Here is a 23,593-nt window from a genome sequence, read left to right as displayed (position 1 = left end):
CGTTTCCTTATCCTCCTGCGTCTCTTTTCTTACTGCTGAATGAGACGCTTAACCGCAATAGACAGTTTATAATTTGCGTAATTTGTCAGCTCCGTTAAAAACAGATCCAGTTCATCATGACTGGAGAAATGACCTTCAGCCATATAACAGCCCTCACCACTTATTTTAAATAAATTCTTGATCTCTTCCTGTCGGTCGAGAAAGGACAGAAGCGGTTCGTGATGATGACTGCGAGTATAGAGCTGCATAAATGTTTGAATGGTCTTTTGCGTCCGCCAGTCAATCGAAATGGTATATGCTTCAATCACACCCTCTTCTTCAAGCCTTAACACACGATTTGCAACAGCTTGACCCGTTAAATGAACTTTTTCACCTAGCGCTTTCATAGTTAATCGGCTGTTTTTTGAAAGCTCTTTTAATATATCCAAATCGGTTTGGTCTAACATAGGCTCACCTCTTTCAAAAATCAAGTCCTTCTGATAAAAGACTTTCACAACCCTCTGTCACATGGAACTCTTTTAATATACTGTAAACTTAAGCAGAAAAAAAGGAGGCCTTTTCATGAAAATCACACTCATTCGGAATGCTACTTTCTACCTTGAATATGGTCAGGCAACTTTCTTCATTGATCCCTTTTTAGCAGCAAAAGGAACATATCCACCGTTTCCTCATACAGCCAATCAACATTTGAACAATCCGATTGTTGATTTGCCTGTAAACATTGACATAGACAACATGCTACACCCAGATGCTGTCTTACTCACTCATTTGCACGTGGATCACTTTGATGACGAGGCGAAACAAAAATTAGACCAAGACCAACCCATTTATACGCAATCGGATAATGACAAAAAAGAAGTTGAAGAGGCTGGTTTCCAGCATGTCACATGCATTGAAGATGAAATAGACATTTATGGTGTTCATATTCAGCGGACAGGTGGACAGCATGGGACAGGAGAAATTGCAAAGCGGATGGGACAGGTCAGCGGTTTTGTTTTCTCTCACCCTGATGAACCTACCCTTTACATTGCAGGTGATACCATTTGGTGTGATGAGCCGAAGGAGGTTATCAATACTTGCAAGCCAGATGTCATTGTGGTCAATAGCGGAGCTGCTCAATTTTTAGAAGGCGATCCGATTACGATGACGAAGGAAGACATTTTAGACGTTCACCGTTCTCACCCAACTGCACAAATTGTCGCTACTCACCTTGAGGCAGTGAATCATTGCTTACTAACAAGAGCCTCTTTACAAGCTTACATTCAGGATCATCAAGCAGCACAAGCCATTTTTGTCCCTAAAGATGGTGAAAGTCTCTCCTTTTGAATAGATTGATAAACAATAAAAAACCGGCACCTCGCTGCCGGTTTCATCCTTATGGTCAATGGTGCTGTGGTTTTTTCAGCAATGGCACAAATCCGTTGTTTTTCAAATGATTGTAATGCTCATCCATCCGTTTCGTAATATGTGTACCTTGTTCCTTTGTTAACACACCATATTGGACGTACTTCTCAATCACTTCTTTTCGTTTAGAAAGAATTTGCTGCTCAAGCGTTTCAATTTGTTTTTGTTGTTCTGTCGTTAGTTTTACTTGATGCGTTACTGGACGCTTTTCCATTTGGGGTGTTTCTCCATGAGCTGTTTCCATATAAAAACCAGACAACAGCATCATCGATAATATGATCAATCCACTTATTCTTTTCATCATTTTATTCCCTCCTTTATTCGCATTTATTTTGTGCACACTTTCCTTTTTTATACATATTCCATCACACAAATTGCACATAATATTCTTACTTTTTCGCTTTTCTTCTGAAAACGTTGTCCTAACAGAAAAAGCGTGCTATGTTTTGTTTTGTATAAAAAATAGAGGAGGATTCTTAAATGAGTCGTTTTTATCATAGAAAATCGATCTGGGTAATGCTTGTTGTGTCTGCTTTCATATTAGTCTTGTCTGCTTGCAGTCAATCAGGCTCTTCTCAGTCTGGAGATTCAAAGTGGGATGAGATTCAAAAGAAAGGGAAAATCGTGGTTGCTACTTCAGGCACCCTTTATCCAACGTCATATCATGATACCGCTAATGGCAAGGATCAATTGACTGGTTATGAAGTGGAAGTGGTCAAAGAAGCATTTAAACGCCTTGATGTGAAAGTAGAATTTAAAGAAATGGGCTATGATGGCATGCTGAGCGCCATTAATTCTGGTCAAGTGGATGCCGCTGCAAATGACATTGACATCACAGATGACAGAAAAGATAAGTTCGCCTTTTCAACTCCTTATAAATATTCTTATGGCACGGCGATCGTAAGAAAAGATGATTTGTCTGGCATTAAAACGTTAAAAGATTTAAAAGGAAAGAAAGCAGCTGGTGCTGCCACAACGATTTACATGGATGTCGCTCGCAAGTACGGTGCGAAGGAAGTCATTTATGATAATGCGACAAACGAGCAATACTTAAAGGATGTCGCTAACGGTCGTACAGATGTCATTCTAAATGATTATTACTTGCAGACACTAGCTCTAGCTGCATTCCCGAAATTAAATATTACGATTCACCCTGACTTAAAATACATGCCAAACGAACAAGGTTTTGTGATGAAGAAAGACAACACAGAGCTTCAAAAAGAATTAAATCGTGTCTTAAAAGAAATGAAAAAAGACGGAACCATGAAAAAGATTTCCGAAAAATTCTTTAATCATGCAGACGTCTCAAAGAAAATAAATGCTGATGTCGAAGATGTCGACATTTCTAAATAAGGAGCCGCAAGCGTGGGAGATATTCATTTAGAATATATATTTAATCCTGCACTGGCAAAGGCGTCATTTCCATTTGTCATGAAAGGCATCTGGCTGACGCTGCTCATTTCCTTTGTGAGCATGTTTTTTGGCACCATTCTTGGCTTTTTTATTGCGCTTGCCAGAATGGCGAATACGTGGATGCTTTGGCTGCCTGCACGGCTGTATATCTCATTCATGCGTGGCGTGCCCATTCTGGTGATTTTGTTTATTCTTTATTTTGGATTTCCTTATATCGGCATTGAGTTTACAGCGGTCACTGCTGCCATTATTGGATTCAGCTTCAATAGCGCTGCCTATATTGCAGAAATCAATCGGGCGGCCCTCTCATCTGTTCCAAGTGGACAGGTGGAAGCTGCCAAATCACTAGGTCTCAGCTATTGGCAAACGATGCGCGGTGTCATTTTGCCTCAATCCGTCCGCATCGCACTGCCACCATTGACCAATGTCATGCTCGATTTAATCAAAGCCTCCTCACTGGCTGCGATGATTACTGTACCCGAGCTTTTCCAGCAAGCAAAGATCGTAGGTGGGCGCGAATTCGATTATATGACCATGTATATTTTGGTCGCCCTCATTTACTGGGGCATTTGCAGCGTAGTCTCATTGCTTCAGGACTTTTTAGAAAAACACTATGCAAAATATCTGTAACAAAAAAGAGCAGATCCAATCGACCTGCTCTTTTTTAGATTCAGCTTTAATGTATTAGCCATAACCACGCATATAACCCCAGTAAAGTAAGGATCAAGGTTGGGATGGTAAGGATGATTCCGGCTTTCATGTATGCACCCCAAGAGATATGGACGCCTTTTTTCTTAAGAACATGAAGCCACAGCAATGTCGCCAATGAGCCGATAGGGGTCATTTTCGGACCAAGGTTGGAGCCGATGACATTGGCATAAATCAGTCCGTCTCTCATGACGCCTGCTGTATCTGTATGACCGATTGCTATCGCATCAATCAATACGGTAGGCAGATTGTTCATGACAGAGGACAGCACTGCGGCAAGCACGCCCATAAACATCGTTCCCGCAAGCAAGCCATGCGATGCTCCTTGTTCGATCCATGCCGCCAATATTTCTGTGAGACCGACATTCTTCAGTCCATATACGACGACATACATGCCGATTGAGAAAAAGACAATGGACCACGGTGCTTCTTTTACGACACGTTTTGTCGCCACTTGCGGACTTCTTCTTGCCAGCCACAAGAAGACAAGGGCAATACCGCCCACAATGATGGAGACCGGAACCCCAATGAGTTCCCCTGCAAAATAACCGACAAGCAAACAGCCAAGCACATACCAAGACAAGCGGAACATGCGGATATCCCGGATCGCTGATGCCGGTTCCTTCGCCTGTGATACATCGTATGTTTTTGGGATAAGCTTTCGGTAAAACACATAAAGCACTAGCATGCTTGCTCCAAGCGACACAAGGTTTGGCACGAACATGTTTGCTGTATATTCTAGAAACCCAATATGAAAATAGTCGGCTGATACGATATTGACCAAGTTACTAATAACAAATGGCAAGGAGGTTGTATCTGCAATAAAGCCGCTCGCCATCACAAAAGGCAGGATCATCCGCTCATCCAGCTTTAACGCTCTCACTACAGACAAGACGATCGGGGTCAAAATCAGTGCCGCTCCATCATTCGCAAAAAAAGCAGCCACGACAGCGCCGAGCAATGTTAAATAAATAAACATGCGGACACCGTTCCCTTTTGCGGCTTTTGCCATATGCAGTGCAGCCCATTCGAAAAACCCAATTTCATCTAAAATTAACGAAATAATAATGATGCCAATAAACGCAAATGTTGCGTTCCATACTATCTGCGTCACTTCCCACACATCGCCCAGATGAACGACACCAAAGGCAAGTGCAAGAATGGCGCCTCCACATGCTGACCATCCAATGGTTAAACGTCCTGGCTGCCAAATGACAAGGACGAGGGTCAGGATGAAAATCAAAATGGCCAAGGTGACTGCTCCCAAAGGTGGCCCCCCTTTCATAAAATCCTTATCTATCATACAACGAAACACAGCCGTTGTATGCCATTTTCACATGAAAACCCGCAGGTGATCCCGGGCACCTGCGGATTCGATGACTATTGATCTTTTTTCATCAGCATTAATTCAATAAATAACTCACATCGCTGGCTGAAGTGACTTAAATCGATTGAGGTCATATCAAAGATTTGTTTCATTCGATAATTTAATGTATTTTGATGAATAAACAACTGCTCTGCGGCTGGCTTTAGCTTGCAGTTATTCAATAAGTAGACTTCAAGCGTTTTTAAAAATGAGGTTTGGCTGTCACGGTCTTTTTCCTTCAAACGTAATAAATCTGGATTGAAGTCATTTTTCTTTTTTTGATGACTGTAAATTGAGTCTAAGAACCGGAAAACCCCCAGATTCTCGTAATCATATGGAATCAGCTCTTGTCCCCCCACAATTTTCACAGCCTTCACGACCTCTATCGCTTCAAATCGACTTGTGCTCATTTTCATGACATCTCGATATTCTCTTCCCATTCCAATATACAATGGAGAAGGATGGGCATGCGCTTTCGATTGCAGGTGAGCGATGACGTCAGCCGCAGTGGCTTTCGGTGAGTGCCGGTCTGACAAGCTGCCCAATATCACGACAATGTCGGCTTGAACGGAGTATACGTGATTCACCTTGTCTTCTAGCTGCAAATACGTCCGAATGACGTCCTTTACATCTTCTGCCGTCTCACTTTTGTTATCGGCAGCGTGTACGACCATGACAGTAAATACCGCTGGCAGCGGGATGCTTAAATTCTCAGCCTCCCACTTCAGTTCTTCTTCTGTATAAAAATGATCATCCATGACCTTTTTGAAAAATTCTTCAATCTTGCCTTCCTTTTTTTCCAGCTGTTTCTTATTCTTATAAATCACTTTTCCCACTTGAAAGGAAGCTTCATGCAAAAATTGCAGCTCCTCCTGCGTGAGAGAATCCTCAATGTCCTGCACCCAAATAAAGCCCACAACCTCTTGTTTGTGCTTGGCGCTCACAGCCACCCGCCGATTAAACCCGAGCTCGTCATGACCGCTCACATAAAAAGGCTTTGACTCCTTGTGAAGCCGCTCGATGACCCCTGTTTTCTTTAACCAATCGACTACAGACCCCGGACATTCCTTTGAGAAAATCGTTTGCTGATTGACTGGGTCAAACTGCTGAATGCTGTAAGAATTATAGGCAAGGAGCTGACACTCTGTGCTTTCTAAAATGACTGGTTTTTTTAAATACCCGCTAATAAATGCAATTAATTTATCGACATCAAAAAATGTATGAAGCTTTTCTAATATCTCTTCCATCCCGATTGCTCCCTGATTAAGTAATACATTTATCATACTTCTTTCCGGACAGATTTGCATAGAAACAAGTCGTAGACAAGCAAAAAAAGCATGAACCCGTGTGCACAGGTTCATGCTTTTCCAACTTAAAACATTTCACTAATCGTTTTTGCCTGCATGTGTAGAGCTAGGTAATCTGGACCGCCTGCTTTTGAATCGGTTCCTGACATTTTGAATCCGCCGAATGGGTGGTATCCCACGATGGCTCCTGTGCAATTACGGTTAAAGTAGAGGTTCCCTACGTGGAACTCCTGCTTCGCACGGTTGATATGATCACGATTATTGGTAATGACAGCACCTGTCAAACCATATTCCGTGTTGTTGGCTACTTCAAGTGCCTCATCAAAGCTAGATACTTTCGAGAAGGCCAAGACAGGTCCAAAGATTTCTTCTTGCATCAAGCGAGATGTTGGCTCAAGATCTGCAAAAATGGTTGGATGAATGAAATATCCTTCCGAATCATCACTCGTTCCGCCAGTGACTAAGCGGCCTTCCTGTTTGCCAACCTCGATATAATCCGTGATCTTGTCAAAGGACGCTTGATCAATGACAGGTCCCATGTAGACATCCGCAGAAAGAGGATTCGCTGTTGTTTTCGTTTCTGTGATTTCCTTCACTCGCTCGATCACTTGGTCATACAGCTTCTCGTGGACGACTGCCCGAGATCCAGCTGAACATTTCTGACCTGAAAAACCGAAGGCTGATGTGAAAATGGCATTAGCCGCTAATTCGACGTCTGCATCCTCATCTACAACCACTGTATCCTTACCACCCATTTCAGCAATGACACGCTTTAAATGCTGCTGACCTGGCTGTACTTTTGCCGCACGTTCAAAGATACGTGTCCCTACTTCTCTTGAGCCAGTGAATGTAATCAGGCTTGTTTTCGGGTGATCGACTAAGTAATCTCCAACTTCAGCTCCGCTTCCTGGTACAAAGTTCACCACACCCTTTGGAAGACCTGCTTGCTCAAGCTCTTCCACAAAACGTGCGGCAATGACAGGAGTTGCACTTGCAGGTTTTAAGACAACTGTGTTCCCTGTAACGATTGGTGCTACTGTTGTTCCTGCCATAATGGCAAACAAGAAGTTCCACGGCGGAATGACGAGCGTCACGCCAGTTGGTGTGTATACGTATTGATTGTGTTCCCCTTCGCGGCTGTTCACTGGTTTGCCTTTCGCCAGCTCCAGCATTTGACGAGCATAATATTCAAGGAAGTCGATCGCTTCTGCTGTATCTGCGTCCGCCTCGTTCCAAGGCTTACCTGCTTCTTTGACAAGAAGGGCTGAATACTCATGCTTTTTACGGCGAATGCTTGCCGCAGCACGGAATATGACGCTGGCTCTTTCTTCTGGAGACGTATAGCGCCAAGTTTCAAATGCTTTGGCCGCAGCCTGAACCGCTTGTTCTGCCTCTTCTTTCCCGGCCTTTGATACGGTTCCAACAACTTCATCCTTTTTCGCTGGATTGATCGAGACAATTTGGTCTTTCGTTTCGATTTTTTCGCCATTAATCACGAGCGGATAGGTTTGACCCAGTGATTCTGTTACCTTTGCTAATGCTTGTTCAAACGCTTTGCGGTTTTCTTCCTGGCTAAAATCCGTGAATGGTTCATGTTTGTAAGGTGTTGTCATCTTTGTCACGCTCCCGTTTCAAATTATTTTTTCGTCATTCCTTTTAAAGCAAAGGCAATGTTTGCCGGCCGTTCTGCAAGACGTCTCATGTAGTAGCCATACCACTCTCGTCCATACGGGGTATAGACCCTCATTTGATAGCCTTCCTTCACAAGTGACTGCTGCGTTTCTGATCTCATGCCATACAGCATTTGAAATTCGAACTGACTTGTCGGTATATTGTGTTTTTTTACAATATTTTTCGTGAACTCGATCATTTGATCGTCATGTGTCGCAATGGCTGTATAGTTCCCTGTAAGTAATTGCTTTTCGATCAGTTTCTTGTAATTCTGATCAACGTCTTTTTTGTTCGGATACGCCACTTCGGCGGATTCCTTATAGGCACCCTTTACAAGTCGTAAAAATGGTTGCAGCTCATTGAGGTCATCAAGATCCTTTTCTGTTCTGTACAAATACGCCTGCAGGACCGTACTGACATACTCATATTGAGATTTCATCTCTTTAAAAATGTCCAGCGTTTTTTGACAGCGCTGTTCATCCTCCATATCGATTGTCACCATGATACGGTGTTTTTCTGCCGTATCTAAAATACGTTTCATATTGCGATACACAAGGTCATCGTCAATATCTAGTCCAAGTGATGTCATTTTGAGTGACACGTGGGAATTGAGCTTGGCCTCTGCAATCCGCTGAATGGTTTGAATACACTCATCCGTTCGCTCATTTGCAATCTCTGCCTTTGTGACAAACTCACCAAGGTGATCGACTGTTACAGCCATTCCTTGATCATTTAATCGTTTAATGACAGAGATAGCGCTCTCAAAATCTTTCCCACCGATGATTTTCTTAGATGCAACAGCACTTCCCCAATTACGAGCAATATGGTTCAAGAGACTGCTTTTTGACAAAAACAAGAAGAAATTTCTTGTGACCGACTCCATAAAGGGCACCTCCCACTCTTTGTAAGCTATGTCTTTATTGTAAGGCTCATAAGCTGTCCGCTACAATATTTGAAGATGACAAAAATTCTGACTTTTTTTGTGGTTTTATCACAATAAGAGATAAAAAAGAGCCTGCCGCTATCCGGCTGGCTCTTCCCTCCTACGCCCACACCTCATCAAGGGTAGACTGCAGCAGCTCATTTAATTCTTGCATCAGATTGTCTTTCGGTTGATTGTAGCTTTTCACCAATTCATCAAAACGCGCCAGCTCTTGATCAATAAATGGATGGACATGAGCGAGACGGTTCTCTACATCCATTTCTTCTCCGTCCATTTTACGTTTGAGCAGTTCGTGAATTTCTGCTAAAAGCGGGCCTTCCTCCACTAGCTCTTTGAGCAATTCATGAAAGTCCATTGGTGGAACTGTCCGGTAACGCTCAATCCACTGACAGGCAAGCAGCGGACGAAGCACATAGAAATACTTCTTGATTCGCACCTGCTCTCCTCGTAAATGCCGACTCTCATTCCGCTTTGCCATATTGAGGTAATGATACATCAAAGCCGCAGGGTAAAACGCTCGATCTTTTAATTCTCTTAGCTGCTTTGCCAAAGAGAAAGATTCAGCATAAATGATATCAGAAGACAGCCATTCCATAATGGACGGATTTGATTTATTGAATAAGCGAAGTGCCTTTCTAAGCTCCCAGCCGCTGATGTCAAGCATGTCATCAATCGGTCGTTCAATGACATCACGATGCTCTTCCATTGCCCAATACCATTCTTTCCGGGGAACATATAAAAAACGAACATCATAATCACTATCAGTCGAGGGAAATCCCCATGCCCTGCTGCCTGATTCGACGGCAAGGCAAATCTTTACGTCATACGTTTTTTCAATGATTTTCAGCTCTTCCTTAATTCTCTCTCTCAAGCGTCCATCAACTCTTTCTATAGAATTCTGCATGACTTCTTCACGTTTTGGGAAAATACGAATAAGACATATATGAAAAAGGAGTTGGATCTAATGTCTATATCTCGCATTATGAAATGGATCACTGGGATTTTTGAAGCCTGCCTTGCTATCCCTGTGATCGGAGGTCTATTCGTTATCAGTAATGGCTATACACCGCTCATGGTCATGCTTATTCTGCATATTATCACACTCGTCTTATCGAAGCGAGACCAGGGACCAATGATTGGAAGCATCATCGGAATTGTCACATCCTGTCTTGCCTGGATTCCGATTCTCGGATTCATTCTTCATATCATCACTGCCCTTGCTCTCATTATCACCGCGTTAGTGCCTGATGAAAAAACGAGACAGAATACGAGCTATTAAAAAAGAGGCCCTCCTAGAGAGTGGCCTCTTTTCTTTTAATTCGTTAAATGCTTTTGTAAGAAGGCAAGCTTCTCTGTTTGAAAAGCCGGGATGTACTCATGTCCAAAGTAGCGGTACACCTTTAAATCTTTATCTGTTTCTAAATGGTTGTATACCGCAAACACAGTAGATGGCGGGGTGATTTGGTCGATCAGACCGATCGCCATCAATGTGGGCTGTTTCACCCATCCGGCTAAATTGATTAAATCAAAATAGCTTAACCTTTTCTTCCGCTTCTGGATCGCTGTTTCTGCGAAAGTATGAATTGATTTCTAAATAAGGCTGCTCCAATGCCACATCCACTGCACGCTCGAAATTTGATAAGTACGGATAATCTGCCACGACGACCTTCGGAATGTCTGAAAGTGCTGCAGCTGCAACCGCTAGTGCACCACCCTGGCTGCCGCCCACCACGCCGATTCGGTGTTCATCCACTTCTGGGAAGGACTGAATCACGTCGAGCGCTCGAACCGCATCTAAATAAACACCACGATAATAGTAGGTCTCTTTCGATAAAATACCTTTTGTCATCCATCCCAGAGACTGCCCTGCTGGTGTCACTGTCTTATCTTCACTGCCGCCTTGACCGCGGACGAGCATGCCAAATGTCGCATAGCCATGCAGTGCCCAATTGACGATGTCATGAATGTCGCCGTCATAGCTTGCATTATAGCCATGAAAACGAACGAGTGCTGGATGCGGACCTGTTTGATCTGGTACCGCATACCAGCCTTCAATTTGAGATTGACCAAAGCTTTGAAACGTCAGGCGGTACACCTTAACGCCCTTTACTGGATAATCATAAGGTTCAAGTGCTGGCTCTGCCTCCACTTGGTTCAGTTCTTCAAGCGACGCCTTCCAAAAGTCTGAGAAATCAGGACGTGCTGTTTTCTTCGGTTTATACTTTTTTAGCTCATCTAACGGTAAATCAAACAATTGCATATCCTACTATCCCCCTTTGTTTTATTAGTTGTGTGTATCATATCACTGTTTTCTTGACGAAGAAAGACATTTTCACTACAAAAGACAAAACCTTCTGACATTTCTATTGGCAAAGAAGATTGAAACCTTTATGATAAAGAAACTGGCTTGAAAACTAGAGATTCTCAGTCAAAAAAATCGATCGATCCATTCATGGATTTCATATTTGCAATCATCGAATAAAGGAGGAACCTGTATGAAAATCGCCCTTGTCCAAATGGACGTACAAATTGGAGAACCTGATGTGAACTTTCAAAAAGCAGAAGCATTTTTAGAAGAAGCGATCCGCGAGCAGCCTGATCTGATCATTTTACCCGAAATGTGGAATACTGGTTACGCTCTTGAAAAAGCCGATCAGCTGGCGGATGTAAACGGTGAACGAACAAAACAGCTTTTCTCTTCCTTTGCCCGTAAGCACCAAGTCGTTCTCATTGCAGGAAGTGTATTGAACAAGCGTACAGAAGATGAGAGGATCACCAACACGATGTATGGATTTAATCGCCAAGGTGAGCTTTTAGTCGATTATGACAAAATTCATTTGTTCCGCTTAATGGATGAGCACAACTATTTAACCGCTGGTGATCAGCTTGGTTTATTTGACTATGATGAGGATGTGAAGATCGGGGCGATGATCTGCTACGACCTTCGCTTTCCGCAGCTTTCCAGAACACTTGTCAACAAAGGGGCGAAGGTGCTTATCAATACGGCGCAATGGCCGTCAGCAAGAGTGGATCATTGGCGCAGCTTGCTCATCGCAAGAGCAATAGAAAATCAGTCATTTATGATTGCTGTTAACAGAACAGGCACAAGCAGAGACACTGAATTCCCTGGACACTCCATGGTGATTGATCCACTTGGCCGTATTCTGCTTGAAACAAGTCATGAGGAAGACATTTATTATGCGGACATTGACCTTCAGCTAGTGGATGAAGTGAGACAGCAGATTCCTGTGATGACAGATCAGCGTCTGGATATTTATTAAAAAGCAGGGTGCTCCCCTGCTTTTTGCATTTAATTAAACGTTTGTTTAAGCTTTTTGATAAAGGTCCATTAGGGCTTGAGCTGCTTTCGTTAAATACCTTTCTTCCACATATGCAAACACAAGAGTGCGGGTTGGGCATGAATCAATTTTCAAATAAGTGACTTCGTTCCTGTCCTCTTGTGCCACCATTTTCGGCACAACTGTCACACCTAGTCCATTTTTGACCAATGCCTGCGCTGTTTGAATATGACTTGTTTCAAAGGTAATCTTCGGCTGAAAACCATGATGAAGACATAGTTCCGTGACCACTTGCCGAAAGCCGTATCCCTCTTTCAGCATAATGAATGCTGCGTCTTCCAGAAGGCGAAACGGAACAGCCCCTTTCTGATCTGCTTGATTGATGATTTCGTTCAATTCACCTGTTAACCAGGGCTGAGCAGTTTGCGGAACTGCGAGAAGAAGCGGCTCTGTCAGCATTTGTTTCGTTTTCAATGATTCATGCTCGACAGGCATAGATAAAATAGCCAAATCCAGCTGACCAGCCAATAGAAGTTTTTCTAGCTCACGAGGTGATTCTTCTATTAGCTGAACGTGAACATGAGGATACGTTTGACAAAAGGTTTTTAATAAACTGGGCAAGACATATCCTCCTGTGACTGCTGGCGCTCCAATGTTCAGCTCTTTCCCCACCTCATAAGCAGCTTCTCCCATTTCACGCAGCAAGTCATCTCTTTCCTTCAAAATGTTCTCAGCCCTTTTAATGAATCGACTCCCTTGAGGTGTAGGCGTGACTTGTCCATATTTTCGAATAAATAGGGGTGTATCTAATTCCTCTTCCAGCTTCTTAATTTGTTGGCTTAAAGAAGGCTGTGCAATGTGAAGCTGGTCCGCTGCTTTTGTAAAACTTTTCTGCCGGTACACTTCCATGACATATTCCATCATTCGTATATCCACTTACATCACCTCATAGGTTTTAACTATTCATGTCATATCTTTTATGTCTTAGACAAATAACAAAAGGAATTTTACGATAAAGAGACAACAAAAGGGGGAGAAGAAATGAATCCATATGCTAAAGCTGAAAACCAATTCTCACAAAATGCCGAGAACTATCGAGATTCACCTATATTTGCAGCCGGAGAAGAGTTGGAATGGATAAAAGAGGCAGCAAATACGAAGGGTCATGAGCATTTACTTGATATCGGCTGCGGAGCAGGGCATACCGTTTTTTCCTTTTCAAACACAATTTCTAAAGGCATCGGCATTGATGTCACGCAAAAAATGATCGAGGTTGCAGCAGCACTTGCAAAAGAACGCCAACTGGAACATATTACTTTTGAACAGGCGGCCGCAGAAGAATTGCCATTCGCTGATGAATCATTTGATATCGTGACATGCCGGTTTGCCGCTCACCACTTTCCAAACCTTCCCGCAGCCATGTCCGAAATCAGCCGGGTCTTAAAAAAAGGCGGCGCATTTCTGCTCGTCGACCATTATGCACCTGAGAATGCGGCACAGGATTCATTCATTAATCAATTAAACAGACTCAGAGATCCTTCTCATGTGCGAGAAAGCTCTTTATCAGAATGGGAAGAGCTTTTCGCTGCCAACAAACTGACTCAAAAAGAGGTTCGTTACTGGGATCTGCAAATTGATTATCAGGACTGGATCACACGTGGACGCACACCTGAGAATGTTCAAAAGGAGATCGTTTCCCACCTTCAAGCCGCAGACCCTGATACAATGCAGCTATTTCAGCTTCAATTCGATGCACAGCACCAGCCTATTTCCTTCTGCTTAAAAGCTGCACTCATTCAAGGAATCAAGAATTGAACTTATAGAAAAAGTCTACCTTCATCGGTAGACTTTTTTATTTCGAATATACATCTTCACTGTCTCACAGGTATTGCTTTTCATGTTCGTGACACGTCCCTCCTCACAACAAGGAGTGCTATATCGTGTTTCTATTATAAGATAAAAGAACGGAGATAGGTTAGGCATTTTAAAAATTGTACGTAGATCCTCTGAATAAAAAAAGAACCTACCCTCTTTGGAATAAGTTCTTCACTGCGTGCGTCAATCACGGTGCAATATCCTCTAATACTTTCTCACGCGTTTCGATCATTTTAAAAGCAAGAATTGCTCCCACTACAGTCACACTTGCGAAAAGAATAAAAATAGTTGAAACACCGCTCACCTCTAAAATAAAGCCTATCATAATAGGAGCAATCGCTGAGGCCAGCCTAAGCCAAGCAGTAGCAAATGCCGTTCCAATCACCCTCATACGTGTTGGATAAATTTCAGGTGTATATAAATAGAGAAGAACTGTAATTGTCCCCATCATTCCGTAAGCAGCGGACCCTAAATAGATCACACTTTCTGGAGAACTCGCTCCGCTGATCCATAAAGCCGTTAATAAAGCACCTGTTACGATAAATGCAATGGTTGCCCAGCGCTTTCGTCCTACTTTATCAATTAAAAATGCACAAGCGAATACACCTACGGTCTGTAAAATATTTGTCAGAGAGGCTGCCCTTAATGAATCTCCAACTGGCAAATTGTAAACCGTATTATAAAGACTTGGTAACCAGTTATTTAAACCATTCGATACAAAGTAGGCAGAAAACCATAGTCCCCATACGATCAATGTTCTTTTACGGTAAAAAGTTGAAAAAAGCTCTTTCCAATCGCCCTTTTCAGTACTATTATATACTTGTTTTACAGGCATTCGTTTGTCAGTACTAGCTTCAATTTCTTCAATAATTCTTTCGGCCTCATCTAATCTGCCTTTCGAAATAAGCCATCTTGGAGATTCACGTAACATAAAAAAGAATACAAAGACGATTAGACCTCCAATGCCTCCAATTAAAAACATCCACTTCCACCCAAAGCTAGGTACAACAAATGCGCCGATTTGAGCTGAGATCATTAACCCTAAAGGAAAAATCATCTCATAAAGCATAAAAAATCTGCCTCTCCCTTGAGCCCGGGATAGCTCATTGATATATGAGGCTGCTACCGGCACCTCTCCCCCTACCCCAATTCCTTGTATAAAACGAAAAATAAACAGTGCCATAAAATTACCTGAAAACACACATGCAATACTCATGACGGACATGAGGAGTATAGTCCACTTTGCACTAAAAACACGGCCACGCCTTTCTGCTAACCATCCAAAGAAAATGGCACCAATCGCTTGTCCTATATAACCAGACCCAATAAGAAGACCAATTTGAGCAGGTGATAAACTCCACATGCCGATGAGAACTGGGAGAACAAACGCTAAAGACAGAGCATCAAAAGCATCAAAAAAGGTGGCAGATCCCATAATGATACGAGGCTTTAAATGCCATCTAGAAAAAGGTACACTTTCCATTCTCGTCAATAGTTGTGAAGCTCTATCAACAACTTGCCCATCATGAGAATTTGAATTTCCGCTGACTTCTAACGTCATGATATCTCCTCCTTATTAGAGGAAATGATGCAAAAGTACATGCCGAAGAGCGCTAAAGAAATCGCTTACATTTTAAATCAAGAGACATTCTAGAGCGTTCATACGAGTTTTCAGCATCTATCATTTCTTTTTTGGCGTTCCCGTGGTGCCCCGATCTATATAGTACATAGGGAAGATATGTTCCATCGCCTCTAACTGTTCTCCTTCTAATACCTGTGTTAATAAAGAAACAGCTTTTCTCCCCATTCCAACTAAATCTACATGAACTGAAGATAAAGAAGGGGTTAGAAAACTTGCAATGGGCACATCATCGGCACCAACGACTGACAAGTCATGAGGTATGGACACATTTGCGTGATCTGCAGCTTTCATGACCCCCATCGCCAAAAAATCTGAAGAGCAAACAACTCCAGTCATGTGCTGGTTTCCTTGGAGAAATTGAGAAACCACTTCTACTACTTTTCCCCCATCAAATTCATCTAACTCAAACACAAGTTCTTTGTTCATTGTTAACCCTAAATTTTTAAGTGTGCGCTCATATCCCTTGTAGTACCTCACACTATGCATCGAACTCATTGGACCATTGACCAGCCCAATGGTTCGATGACCTTTCTCAAATAAGGCCGTTACGGATTGACACACACCTTGTTCATCATCTGGCCTGACACATGGGAAAGGAGAGTCCTTTAAGTAACTTCCAACAACAATAATGGGAATAGCTAAACTTTTTAACCAATCCATACTCAATTCTTCATTTCTTGGAGAAAATAAAATGGCACCATCTACAGCCTGTGTTTCAAGTAATCGCTGCTGCTGTATAGATGTAAATGACATCAACATATTGAATTCAGTTTCATCTAATTCCTTCGCAATACCATCTAAAATCGTCGAAAAAAATGGATTATTCAAAATATATGAACCACGCGGAACCACGACAGCTATATTGCCAGTCTTTCTTTTAACGAGCCCTCTAGCTCCTAAATTAGGGCGATAGCCTAACTCATCAATCACTTGTTTGATTCTTTCAGCCGTTTGAGCACCTACTCCTGGTTTACCACTTAATACTCTGGAAACAGAGGCGATAGACACTCCAGCTTTCAATGCGACATCTTTAATACTTACTGACACATTTCATACCTCCGGGAGTCTGTTGTTTTATACACTATTATAACCTGACTCACCTTCATCATGAAATCAATGGTCTGTTATCTACCGACGTTTTCCTTAAGCAAACCAACACTTTGAAGGCCCTGGCGAATTTCTTCTTTTTCCTCATCAGTTAAAGGTAATACCGGCTTCCTAGCAAGCGAGCTACTGATCAAACCTCGCTGATACATCGCTTCCTTCATGCGCAGATGAGAAGTAGATGAAGGTTCATCCATTTTATACACAGCATGCTTTAATTCAAAGATTCTATCGTAAACTTTATTAGCCGCTACAAGGTCTTTTTCTTCTACACATTTCACAAGTTCAGCGATCAAATCTGGCACGAAACAGCCGAAACCTACAAGTGCTCCATCAATGCCTTGAACCAATGTTGGCAATAAATATTCATCATGACATGTGAGTAACGATACATCTGGTGCATGTTTTTTCAATGCCCGTACATCGACCTCGTATTGTGCCATGTCTCTTTGACCAATTTTAAACGAAACAACATTCTCAATTTCCGACATTTCTAGTAATTGACTGGTTGTATATGAGGTTTTTGTCCATGTTGGATATTGATGGACAATGATTGAAATATCAATCGCTTCTGCAACATCTTTAAAGAATTGGACAGGTGATTCAGGCTGCATACCGAATCTTAGCCATGAATGTGGCGGCATGAGAAGTATACCTTCACCACCAGCTTCTTCAACGGCTTTTGCATGCTGGATCGCTTCAATTGTCCCTTCTGCAGAAACCCCAGAAATGACAGGTACTTCCCCTTTTAATTCGTCGGCTGCAATGCGCACTGCTTCAGCTCGTTCATGTGGCAGTAAAGTCATAATCTCGCCAGTATGTCCATTGACAACGATCCCGTTAATCCCTTTGTGATCCGCCACCCAACGGACAAGCTTACGAAAAGCAGGTTCATCAATTGAATAGTCATCTTTAAAAGGAATTAAGACAGCCGGGAATACACCGCTCCATTTTTCTTTATTTTTCATAAACAAATTCCTCCCCATTCGTTATAGTAAACGTTTACGGTAAGCGTTTACGTAAACTATCATAGAATGATATTGCCGGAGGTGTCAACATTATTTTTTTAAAATTATAATAATTCAAAAAACTATTGTTGAATTTTAGATACTATTTTATTTTTCCAAAAAAGAAAATAAGGGATATATTTTGTTTACCATATCAACCAAAAAAACCTCATCTTCATGAACTGGTTGAAGTATGATACCTCTTTTTCCAAACGTCAACACACCAAAAAAAGGATAAATAAATTTTACTGTCAAAACATCATCCTATCTACGAAGAAAAAGACATCAATAGAAAAAAGTCTACCCTAAACGGTAGACTTTTTTTATTTCGAATATAAATCCCAGCCAAGCTTGAGTGTGTCCACAATATAATTGGCGACTTCCTCAGCCTCTAAATGATCTGTTTCCACCCTGGAGTTATGAAGAGAATAAATCTCCCGGCGTTCTTCAAACAGCTCTTTCATTTCATCAAGCGTCCGGTTGTGAAGAACAGGGCGGTTTTCAATTAAAATATCAAGCCGCTGCTTCCAATTCTCCCAAGAAAGGTCAAGGAAAAGAACCGTACAATGCTTCAAGCAGGCACGTTTGATTTCTTCCTGTTTGAATGCACCGCCTCCAAGTGAGACGATCTTGAGTTGTGTATGTTCGCATAAATCGACGATATAATCCTTTTCAGCCTGTCTGAAGAATGCTTCTCCTTTTTGCTGAAACATCTCTGGAATCGTCATTTTGTATTTTTTTTCAATCTCCTGATCGACATCAATAAAATCTCGATATAGCTTTTTGGCAACTAGCTGACCAATGGTTGTTTTCCCAACACCCATAAAGCCAATGAGAACAATATTCCGCTGTCTTACAGGGATTTCTCTATTGATTTTCATGATCGTGACACGTCCTCCTTACGACAAGGAATGCTACATAACGTTTCTATTATATGATAAATGGAGCGCGAAAAGATAGGCAATCTTAAAAATTGTGTTTGACGACGTAGCCGAGCTGTTCAGAAAGCCTTTGTGCCTGTTCTTTCACTTTTTGCTGCAGCTTGGGAATGACTTCTTCAGTAAACCGTTGGGTTGGACCAGATATGGATAAACAAGCCTTCACTTCCCCATGAATGTTAAAGACTGGTGCCGCTACTGCCGCAGATCCTACCTCTCGTTCATCGATGCTGCAAGAAGTATACGTATCAAGAATATGTTTACATTCCTTTTGCCAGTCATCTCTCATCACATGATCAGCCTCAGACGCTAATACTTTTTGTTGAAATTCTTCACTTTGAAATGCCAATAATACCTTTCCGCCTGCACCTGCGTATAACGGCAGCTTCTCACCAACCTTGACAAGATGCCGAATCGATTGCAGCCCTTCCGCCTGTTCAATACAAACCCTGCTTGTTGCATCCAGTACATACAGGTTGACGGTTTCTTTTGTTTCATCACGAAGTGCGTACATGAGTGGTTTAGCCAGTTCTCTCAATTTAATGGACTTCCCTGCAATGTATCCAAGGAGATAAAGTCTTTGACCCAATCGGTATTTCATTGTGTCTGGATTCTTTTCCACAAAATGATTCATTTCAAGTGCCTTGAGCAGTCTCGTTGTAGTAGACATTGCTAAATTCATCTCTTTTGAAATTTCCGTTAGCGTCAGCTCTTGACGTTCTTCACTAAAACAATAAAGAATATCCAAAGCGCGCTGAACCGTACGCAGTCCTGATTCTTCTTTTGACTTCTTATCAGCCATGTTCACTTTCTCCTTTTCCCCTTTGATTTCTTATCGACATAAACGATCGATTTTGCTATAATCCATTTTAAACGTTCCACTAAAAGAAAACAAATTCCACCAGTCGGAATAAAAACGATTGGAGAGGTTTGATGGAGGAGATATTTGAATGTACCTGCTCGTTTTTACACTTCTTATTAGCCTATATATTGTTCATCAACTATTTCCCGCTCCCATACTCTCCTATTTTGTTGGTCTGCTGGCCGCTGCTTCGCTCATCATTTCTTTTAAGAAAGCAAGTGGGCTTTATTTGAAAACAGGTGCTATGTTTCTCATGATTGGCTTGTTCTTATTTTTCTTATCCGACGAGCCATTGCACACGTTTTTTCTTCACTTTCATTCCATGCTAGGCTTGCTTTCTCTATTTTTCATGCTGCCTTTTATTCATTCTCTCATACATGTTGGACATTTCGATACACAATTAAATAAACTGCTCACACTGCATACAACTAGCACAAACCAGCTTTATCGCAAGAGTTCATTTGTCACTCATATTCTTGGCATGTTTTTAAATATCGCGACGATCCCCTTACTATATACATCGCTCAAACCGTCGCTGGATTCCCTAAAAGAACAAGTGAGACAACATCTTTATACACGTAACCTTTTAAGGTCATATGCATTATGTTTAAGCTGGAGTCCTGTTGAAGTGCTCGTAAGCGTCACCATTGATGCAACCAAACTCAAATATTATCAAATCGCACCCGTTACTTTTGGTTTAATGGTCATCGTGCTGGCGACAGATTGGATGCTCTTCTCTCGTCAAAGCAAACGATTCCCAAACATCATTCAGTCCGCAGAAACAAACTCCAATCCTCGTCGAATTAAGCGAAAAACCCTTCAGCTTGCTTTCATGCTGCTGAGTTTTATGACAGCCGTCTCACTTGTCGATGCATGGATTGGGAAAGGCTATTTATTCGCTGTTGTGCTAACCATTATTCCATTTGCTCTATTATTCTCTTCTGTCATCAAAAAAAGAAAACAATATATCGCCGTCTCTGTCCCTCATTGGAAAGAAAGAACCCGTCAGCTCTCCAACTATATGTGTCTATTTTTAAGTGCTGGCTTCTTTGTCGATATGCTGCTTGCCACAAACAGTATGCAGCCGATCCAAGCATTTATTGTCAGTATATCAGACGATGCCATTTTGGTTTATTGTGTCATTGGGTTATATTTTCTGATCACCGCTCTTTGCGGTTTTCACCCGCTCGTCTCGCTTGCTTTGTTAGTCAGCATGATGGCACCTGTCATCCAAGAACTTCCTGCTCTTCCCATTGCCATCATGCTTATCGTTGCTGGAACATCAACTGTCATGTTTAGTCCTTTTAATGTTTCTGTCTCCCTATTAGCTGATTTGATGAAGGTCAACCCTTACCGTATCACTCGCTGGAATATATGGTTTGCTGGCTTTTATATCAGCATGGGTATCGCATGTGCAACGATCATCACTATTATCTTTTATTCATAAAAAAGAGAACTCAACTTGGTCTGAGTTCTCTTTTGCTTTCTCACTCTGGTTTTAATTGAATACGTTCAATTTTCCCTACGATAAAAATGTACGACAATGCCCCGCCTAATGCGACTAAACTGACGAATAAAATACCCCCGTTGTATGAGCCTGTCGCCGACACGATGAATCCGATAATAAGCGGAGTGATGATCCCAGCTAAATTAGCAAAAAAGTTAAATACACCGCCAGCCAGACCAACCATTTCCCTTGGTGCCACTTCAGACAGCATCGTCCAAGAGATATTAGACAGTCCTTGTGCAAATGAAGCGATGGATAAAATGGTCAGCACAAGCGGAATATTCGTTGTAAAGTTCGCTAAAACAATGGTACTCGTCAGAAGCAAGCCAATCACTACCGGCAGCTTCCTCGCTACATTAACGGATACGCCCTTTTTAAGCAGCCAATCAGACACATAACCTCCAAACAATACCCCAAAGAATGCAGCAATATAAGGAAGAGAAGCCGCAAAACCTACCTTAAGAAATGCCATATTTTTCGCCTCTGCTAAATAGGTCGGAAACCATGTTAAAAAGAAAAAAAGTGTAGACGCTACAGAGAATTGGCCAATATAGAGCCCAATCAATTTACGATATTTTAGAAGGGCGGCAAAGTCTGCCCATTTCAGCTTCCCCTGTGATGCTACTGTCAGTCCATCGCCTTGCCGAATCAATTCTAACTCCTCTTCATTCATCTTCGGATGCTCTTTCGGTTCGTGATAATACTTGTACCAAAAGAAAGCAAATATGATACCGAGCGCACCTGCTGTAATAAAGACGGTTCTCCAATCGAAAGTCGTCATGATCCAAAAAAGAAGAGGTGTCGCAAATGCAAGACCCACATACTCTCCAGCAGTATAAACACCTGTCGCAAAAGCCCGTTCCCGCCTTGGAAACCATGTGGTGACAATGCGGTTATTCGCAGGAAATGCGGGAGATTCTGTAATCCCAATAAACAAACGACAGCCGAATAAAAAGGCAAAGCTGTTCGCAAACGCCTGCAGGCCTGTGAAAATAGACCAAGTAATGAGTGATATCCCATACGTTACCTTTGAGCCAAATTTATCGAGAATAAAACCGCCTGGTATTTGCATCGCTGTATATGTCCAGCTAAATGCTGAAAAAATGAGGCCTAATAAGGCAGGATTTAATTGCAATGAAGATTGAATAGCAGGTGCAACAATAGATACACTGGCTCGATCAATATAATTAATGGCGGTAATAAAAAACAACAGAATCAATATGCCAAAACGGGCTTTCGTTGGCTTCATATAAGCGGGCCGCAATTCATTCCCCTTCAGTTCTGAATGCACTTTCATAACCATCCTCCTTTGTTTCCGCAGCGTGCGGTTCGGTTGAGCGCTTTAAATAACCCCTTTTTCCTCCAATTGTTTACACTCTTCTTCTGTTAAGCCAAGCATATTTGTTAAAATTTCATAATTATGTTCGCCTAAATCAGGTGCAATGTGCCGGATACTTCCGGGTGTTTTTTCAAACTTTGGAATGATCCCAGGCACCTTTACTTTTCCAAGACGGGGGTGATGCACCTCGACGATATTCTCTCGTGCTTTAAATTGCGGATGCTCGAAAATATCCTGAATACTTAAAATTGGGCTCACAGGAACGCCATGAGTATCTAGAATTTCTAATACGTCATCCCTTGTTTTCGACGCGATCCATTGAGAGACGATCGCATCCATCTCTTTGTTATGCTTCAGCCTAGATGCATTGACCGCGAATTTTTCATTCTCTAATAAATCTAATCGATTCATCGCCTCTGCCAATCGATTGAAGGTCGAATCCGTACTCGTCACAAGAACCAAATAATGCCCATCCTTTGTCACATAGGTGCCGGCAGGGCTTGAATGACCGCTTAACCCCGGTGAACGCTCACGCACCTTCCCAAGCTTGTCATATTCTGCAACCAAAAATTCTAACATACGAAACACAGATTCATAGAGGGCCAAATCCACCATTTGCCCAGTTCCTTCTGAATGTGTATCTCTGTAATACATCGCTGTCACAGTAGCAAACGCCACATATATGCCTGCAATATAATCTGTTAAAGAAAAGGAAGGACTGACTGGATGCCGGTCTGGAAACCCTTGAATATATGTAAATCCGCTAAACGCCGTCGCAGGTGTTCCAAATCCGGCCTTGTCCTTAAACGGACCCGTTTGTCCATAACCCGATACACGAATCATAATTAATTGAGGGTTGATTTCTTTTAATACGTCGTACCCTACGCCCCATTTTTCGAGTGTTCCAGGGCGGAAATTTTCAATCAACACATCGACCTGACCTGCAAGCTTTTTAAAAATGTCTTTTGCTTCGTCTTTGTGCAGATCCAGTGTTAGAGATTTCTTATTCCGTGAGAGACCTGACCATCTAAGTGGTTCACCTTCTGCAAAAGGGCCAACATGCCGCAGCGTATCGCCTTTACCAGGAATCTCGACTTTGATGACCTCTGCACCAAAATCCCCTAGAAGCACCGCGCCATAGGGTGCAGCGATCATCGTAGAGACGTCTAATATTTTCATTCCTTCGAGCGGTGTATTCATATTCATTG

General features: G+C 42.1%; 22 protein-coding genes and 1 pseudogene. 7 read left to right on the top strand and 16 right to left on the bottom strand.

All coding sequences use genetic code 11. The features are described 5' to 3' along the window. Positions 1 to 29: 29 nt before the first annotated feature. On the bottom strand, positions 30 to 446 hold the full coding sequence (locus MHB79_RS01890; RefSeq protein ID WP_226804635.1) for an Lrp/AsnC family transcriptional regulator: 417 nt from the start codon (positions 444 to 446) through the stop codon (positions 30 to 32). 115 nt (positions 447 to 561) lie between these two features. Here MHB79_RS01890 and MHB79_RS01885 point away from each other — a divergent pair, with 115 nt between their 5' ends. Further along, positions 562 to 1,326: an MBL fold metallo-hydrolase gene (locus MHB79_RS01885; RefSeq protein WP_340988787.1), complete on the top strand. Its 765-nt coding sequence runs from the start codon at positions 562 to 564 to the stop codon at positions 1,324 to 1,326. Between the two features lie 55 nt (positions 1,327 to 1,381). Here the strand turns inward: MHB79_RS01885 and MHB79_RS01880 are convergent, their stop codons facing one another. Further along, a complete protein-coding gene (locus MHB79_RS01880) occupies positions 1,382 to 1,705 on the bottom strand; it encodes a YckD family protein (protein WP_106029719.1) in 324 nt (107 codons plus the stop codon). Positions 1,706 to 1,884: 179 nt separating this feature from the next. On the opposite strand from MHB79_RS01880, the gene MHB79_RS01875 reads away from it, so the two are divergent. Further along, on the top strand, positions 1,885 to 2,757 hold the full coding sequence (locus MHB79_RS01875; RefSeq protein WP_050943239.1) for a transporter substrate-binding domain-containing protein: 873 nt from the start codon (positions 1,885 to 1,887) through the stop codon (positions 2,755 to 2,757). Positions 2,758 to 2,769: 12 nt separating this feature from the next. Continuing rightward, positions 2,770 to 3,447, top strand: a complete 678-nt coding sequence (locus MHB79_RS01870) for an amino acid ABC transporter permease (protein ID WP_003214368.1) — start codon at positions 2,770 to 2,772, stop codon at positions 3,445 to 3,447. 46 nt (positions 3,448 to 3,493) lie between these two features. Here the strand turns inward: MHB79_RS01870 and MHB79_RS01865 are convergent, their stop codons facing one another. The 5 genes from MHB79_RS01865 to MHB79_RS01845 form a co-directional block, all read right to left on the bottom strand. Next, the gene (locus MHB79_RS01865; RefSeq protein WP_065098769.1) at positions 3,494 to 4,792 is read right to left on the bottom strand and encodes an arsenic transporter; all 1,299 of its coding nucleotides are present in this window, start codon (positions 4,790 to 4,792) and stop codon (positions 3,494 to 3,496) included. 113 nt (positions 4,793 to 4,905) lie between these two features. After that, a complete protein-coding gene (locus MHB79_RS01860) occupies positions 4,906 to 6,138 on the bottom strand; it encodes a PucR family transcriptional regulator (protein ID WP_003214110.1) in 1,233 nt (410 codons plus the stop codon). A gap of 125 nt (positions 6,139 to 6,263) precedes the next feature. Beyond that, positions 6,264 to 7,811: an L-glutamate gamma-semialdehyde dehydrogenase gene (gene pruA, locus MHB79_RS01855; RefSeq protein ID WP_137055252.1), complete on the bottom strand. Its 1,548-nt coding sequence runs from the start codon at positions 7,809 to 7,811 to the stop codon at positions 6,264 to 6,266. Positions 7,812 to 7,834: 23 nt separating this feature from the next. Further along, on the bottom strand, positions 7,835 to 8,752 hold the full coding sequence (locus tag MHB79_RS01850) for a proline dehydrogenase family protein (protein ID WP_050943247.1): 918 nt from the start codon (positions 8,750 to 8,752) through the stop codon (positions 7,835 to 7,837). A 160-nt stretch (positions 8,753 to 8,912) separates the two neighbouring features. Then, positions 8,913 to 9,716: a nucleotidyltransferase domain-containing protein gene (locus MHB79_RS01845; protein WP_050943249.1), complete on the bottom strand. Its 804-nt coding sequence runs from the start codon at positions 9,714 to 9,716 to the stop codon at positions 8,913 to 8,915. A gap of 60 nt (positions 9,717 to 9,776) precedes the next feature. Here MHB79_RS01845 and MHB79_RS01840 point away from each other — a divergent pair, with 60 nt between their 5' ends. Further along, on the top strand, positions 9,777 to 10,091 hold the full coding sequence (locus MHB79_RS01840) for a hypothetical protein (protein WP_003213913.1): 315 nt from the start codon (positions 9,777 to 9,779) through the stop codon (positions 10,089 to 10,091). 35 nt (positions 10,092 to 10,126) lie between these two features. On the opposite strand, the pseudogene MHB79_RS01835 reads toward MHB79_RS01840, so the two are convergent. Then, positions 10,127 to 11,072 (bottom strand): annotated as a pseudogene (locus MHB79_RS01835) (acetylxylan esterase). A 235-nt stretch (positions 11,073 to 11,307) separates the two neighbouring features. Between MHB79_RS01835 and MHB79_RS01830 the strand changes: the two are divergent. Continuing rightward, the gene (locus MHB79_RS01830; protein ID WP_212046228.1) at positions 11,308 to 12,093 is read left to right on the top strand and encodes a carbon-nitrogen family hydrolase; all 786 of its coding nucleotides are present in this window, start codon (positions 11,308 to 11,310) and stop codon (positions 12,091 to 12,093) included. 45 nt (positions 12,094 to 12,138) lie between these two features. Here MHB79_RS01830 and MHB79_RS01825 read toward each other — a convergent pair whose 3' ends face one another. Continuing rightward, the gene (locus MHB79_RS01825) at positions 12,139 to 13,035 is read right to left on the bottom strand and encodes a LysR family transcriptional regulator (protein WP_335365127.1); all 897 of its coding nucleotides are present in this window, start codon (positions 13,033 to 13,035) and stop codon (positions 12,139 to 12,141) included. Positions 13,036 to 13,152: 117 nt separating this feature from the next. Between MHB79_RS01825 and MHB79_RS01820 the strand changes: the two genes are divergently transcribed. Further along, positions 13,153 to 13,926, top strand: coding sequence for a class I SAM-dependent methyltransferase (locus MHB79_RS01820; protein WP_340988782.1), 774 nt, complete (start codon positions 13,153 to 13,155; stop codon positions 13,924 to 13,926). 247 nt (positions 13,927 to 14,173) lie between these two features. Here MHB79_RS01820 and MHB79_RS01815 read toward each other — a convergent pair whose 3' ends face one another. The 5 genes from MHB79_RS01815 to MHB79_RS01795 form a co-directional block, all read right to left on the bottom strand. Continuing rightward, a complete protein-coding gene (locus MHB79_RS01815; protein ID WP_106035951.1) occupies positions 14,174 to 15,547 on the bottom strand; it encodes an MFS transporter in 1,374 nt (457 codons plus the stop codon). 120 nt (positions 15,548 to 15,667) lie between these two features. Then, positions 15,668 to 16,675, bottom strand: a complete 1,008-nt coding sequence (locus MHB79_RS01810; RefSeq protein WP_339161132.1) for a LacI family DNA-binding transcriptional regulator — start codon at positions 16,673 to 16,675, stop codon at positions 15,668 to 15,670. A gap of 77 nt (positions 16,676 to 16,752) precedes the next feature. Further along, the gene (locus MHB79_RS01805) at positions 16,753 to 17,700 is read right to left on the bottom strand and encodes a dihydrodipicolinate synthase family protein (protein ID WP_003213849.1); all 948 of its coding nucleotides are present in this window, start codon (positions 17,698 to 17,700) and stop codon (positions 16,753 to 16,755) included. Positions 17,701 to 18,062: 362 nt separating this feature from the next. Beyond that, positions 18,063 to 18,620 (bottom strand): shikimate kinase, encoded by a 558-nt coding sequence (locus MHB79_RS01800; RefSeq protein ID WP_310025946.1) that lies wholly within the window; start codon positions 18,618 to 18,620, stop codon positions 18,063 to 18,065. Between the two features lie 85 nt (positions 18,621 to 18,705). Beyond that, the gene (locus MHB79_RS01795; protein ID WP_050943261.1) at positions 18,706 to 19,479 is read right to left on the bottom strand and encodes an IclR family transcriptional regulator; all 774 of its coding nucleotides are present in this window, start codon (positions 19,477 to 19,479) and stop codon (positions 18,706 to 18,708) included. A gap of 148 nt (positions 19,480 to 19,627) precedes the next feature. Between MHB79_RS01795 and MHB79_RS01790 the strand changes: the two genes are divergently transcribed. After that, positions 19,628 to 20,986, top strand: a complete 1,359-nt coding sequence (locus tag MHB79_RS01790) for a hypothetical protein (RefSeq protein ID WP_050943263.1) — start codon at positions 19,628 to 19,630, stop codon at positions 20,984 to 20,986. Positions 20,987 to 21,026: 40 nt separating this feature from the next. On the opposite strand, the gene MHB79_RS01785 is transcribed toward MHB79_RS01790, so the two are convergent. Further along, on the bottom strand, positions 21,027 to 22,343 hold the full coding sequence (locus MHB79_RS01785; RefSeq protein ID WP_050943265.1) for an MFS transporter: 1,317 nt from the start codon (positions 22,341 to 22,343) through the stop codon (positions 21,027 to 21,029). A gap of 45 nt (positions 22,344 to 22,388) precedes the next feature. Next, positions 22,389 to 23,591, bottom strand: coding sequence for a CaiB/BaiF CoA transferase family protein (locus MHB79_RS01780; RefSeq protein ID WP_080984713.1), 1,203 nt, complete (start codon positions 23,589 to 23,591; stop codon positions 22,389 to 22,391). Between the last annotated feature and the right edge of the window lie 2 nt (positions 23,592 to 23,593).

The organism is Bacillus sp. FSL M7-0558 (assembly GCF_038003245.1).
In the GTDB taxonomy this organism is placed as follows: Bacteria; Bacillota; Bacilli; order Bacillales; family Bacillaceae; genus Bacillus; species Bacillus pumilus.
This window is presented reverse-complemented; position numbering and strand designations above follow the sequence as displayed.

What these genes read in the sequence shown, in the direction of transcription:
- MHB79_RS01890 (WP_226804635.1), bottom strand. Translation starts at nt 446, where the DNA reads ATGTTAGACCAAACCGATTTGGATATATTAAAAGAGCTTTCAAAAAAC.
- MHB79_RS01885 (WP_340988787.1), top strand. Translation starts at nt 562, where the DNA reads ATGAAAATCACACTCATTCGGAATGCTACTTTCTACCTTGAATATGGT.
- MHB79_RS01880 (WP_106029719.1), bottom strand. Translation starts at nt 1,705, where the DNA reads ATGAAAAGAATAAGTGGATTGATCATATTATCGATGATGCTGTTGTCT.
- MHB79_RS01875 (WP_050943239.1), top strand. Translation starts at nt 1,885, where the DNA reads ATGAGTCGTTTTTATCATAGAAAATCGATCTGGGTAATGCTTGTTGTG.
- MHB79_RS01860 (WP_003214110.1), bottom strand. Translation starts at nt 6,138, where the DNA reads ATGGAAGAGATATTAGAAAAGCTTCATACATTTTTTGATGTCGATAAA.
- pruA (WP_137055252.1), bottom strand. Translation starts at nt 7,811, where the DNA reads ATGACAACACCTTACAAACATGAACCATTCACGGATTTTAGCCAGGAA.
- MHB79_RS01850 (WP_050943247.1), bottom strand. Translation starts at nt 8,752, where the DNA reads ATGGAGTCGGTCACAAGAAATTTCTTCTTGTTTTTGTCAAAAAGCAGT.
- MHB79_RS01845 (WP_050943249.1), bottom strand. Translation starts at nt 9,716, where the DNA reads ATGCAGAATTCTATAGAAAGAGTTGATGGACGCTTGAGAGAGAGAATT.
- MHB79_RS01840 (WP_003213913.1), top strand. Translation starts at nt 9,777, where the DNA reads ATGTCTATATCTCGCATTATGAAATGGATCACTGGGATTTTTGAAGCC.
- MHB79_RS01830 (WP_212046228.1), top strand. Translation starts at nt 11,308, where the DNA reads ATGAAAATCGCCCTTGTCCAAATGGACGTACAAATTGGAGAACCTGAT.
- MHB79_RS01825 (WP_335365127.1), bottom strand. Translation starts at nt 13,035, where the DNA reads ATGATGGAATATGTCATGGAAGTGTACCGGCAGAAAAGTTTTACAAAA.
- MHB79_RS01820 (WP_340988782.1), top strand. Translation starts at nt 13,153, where the DNA reads ATGAATCCATATGCTAAAGCTGAAAACCAATTCTCACAAAATGCCGAG.
- MHB79_RS01815 (WP_106035951.1), bottom strand. Translation starts at nt 15,547, where the DNA reads ATGACGTTAGAAGTCAGCGGAAATTCAAATTCTCATGATGGGCAAGTT.
- MHB79_RS01805 (WP_003213849.1), bottom strand. Translation starts at nt 17,700, where the DNA reads ATGAAAAATAAAGAAAAATGGAGCGGTGTATTCCCGGCTGTCTTAATT.
- MHB79_RS01800 (WP_310025946.1), bottom strand. Translation starts at nt 18,620, where the DNA reads ATGAAAATCAATAGAGAAATCCCTGTAAGACAGCGGAATATTGTTCTC.
- MHB79_RS01795 (WP_050943261.1), bottom strand. Translation starts at nt 19,479, where the DNA reads ATGGCTGATAAGAAGTCAAAAGAAGAATCAGGACTGCGTACGGTTCAG.
- MHB79_RS01790 (WP_050943263.1), top strand. Translation starts at nt 19,628, where the DNA reads ATGTACCTGCTCGTTTTTACACTTCTTATTAGCCTATATATTGTTCAT.
- MHB79_RS01785 (WP_050943265.1), bottom strand. Translation starts at nt 22,343, where the DNA reads ATGAAAGTGCATTCAGAACTGAAGGGGAATGAATTGCGGCCCGCTTAT.
- MHB79_RS01780 (WP_080984713.1), bottom strand. Translation starts at nt 23,591, where the DNA reads ATGAATATGAATACACCGCTCGAAGGAATGAAAATATTAGACGTCTCT.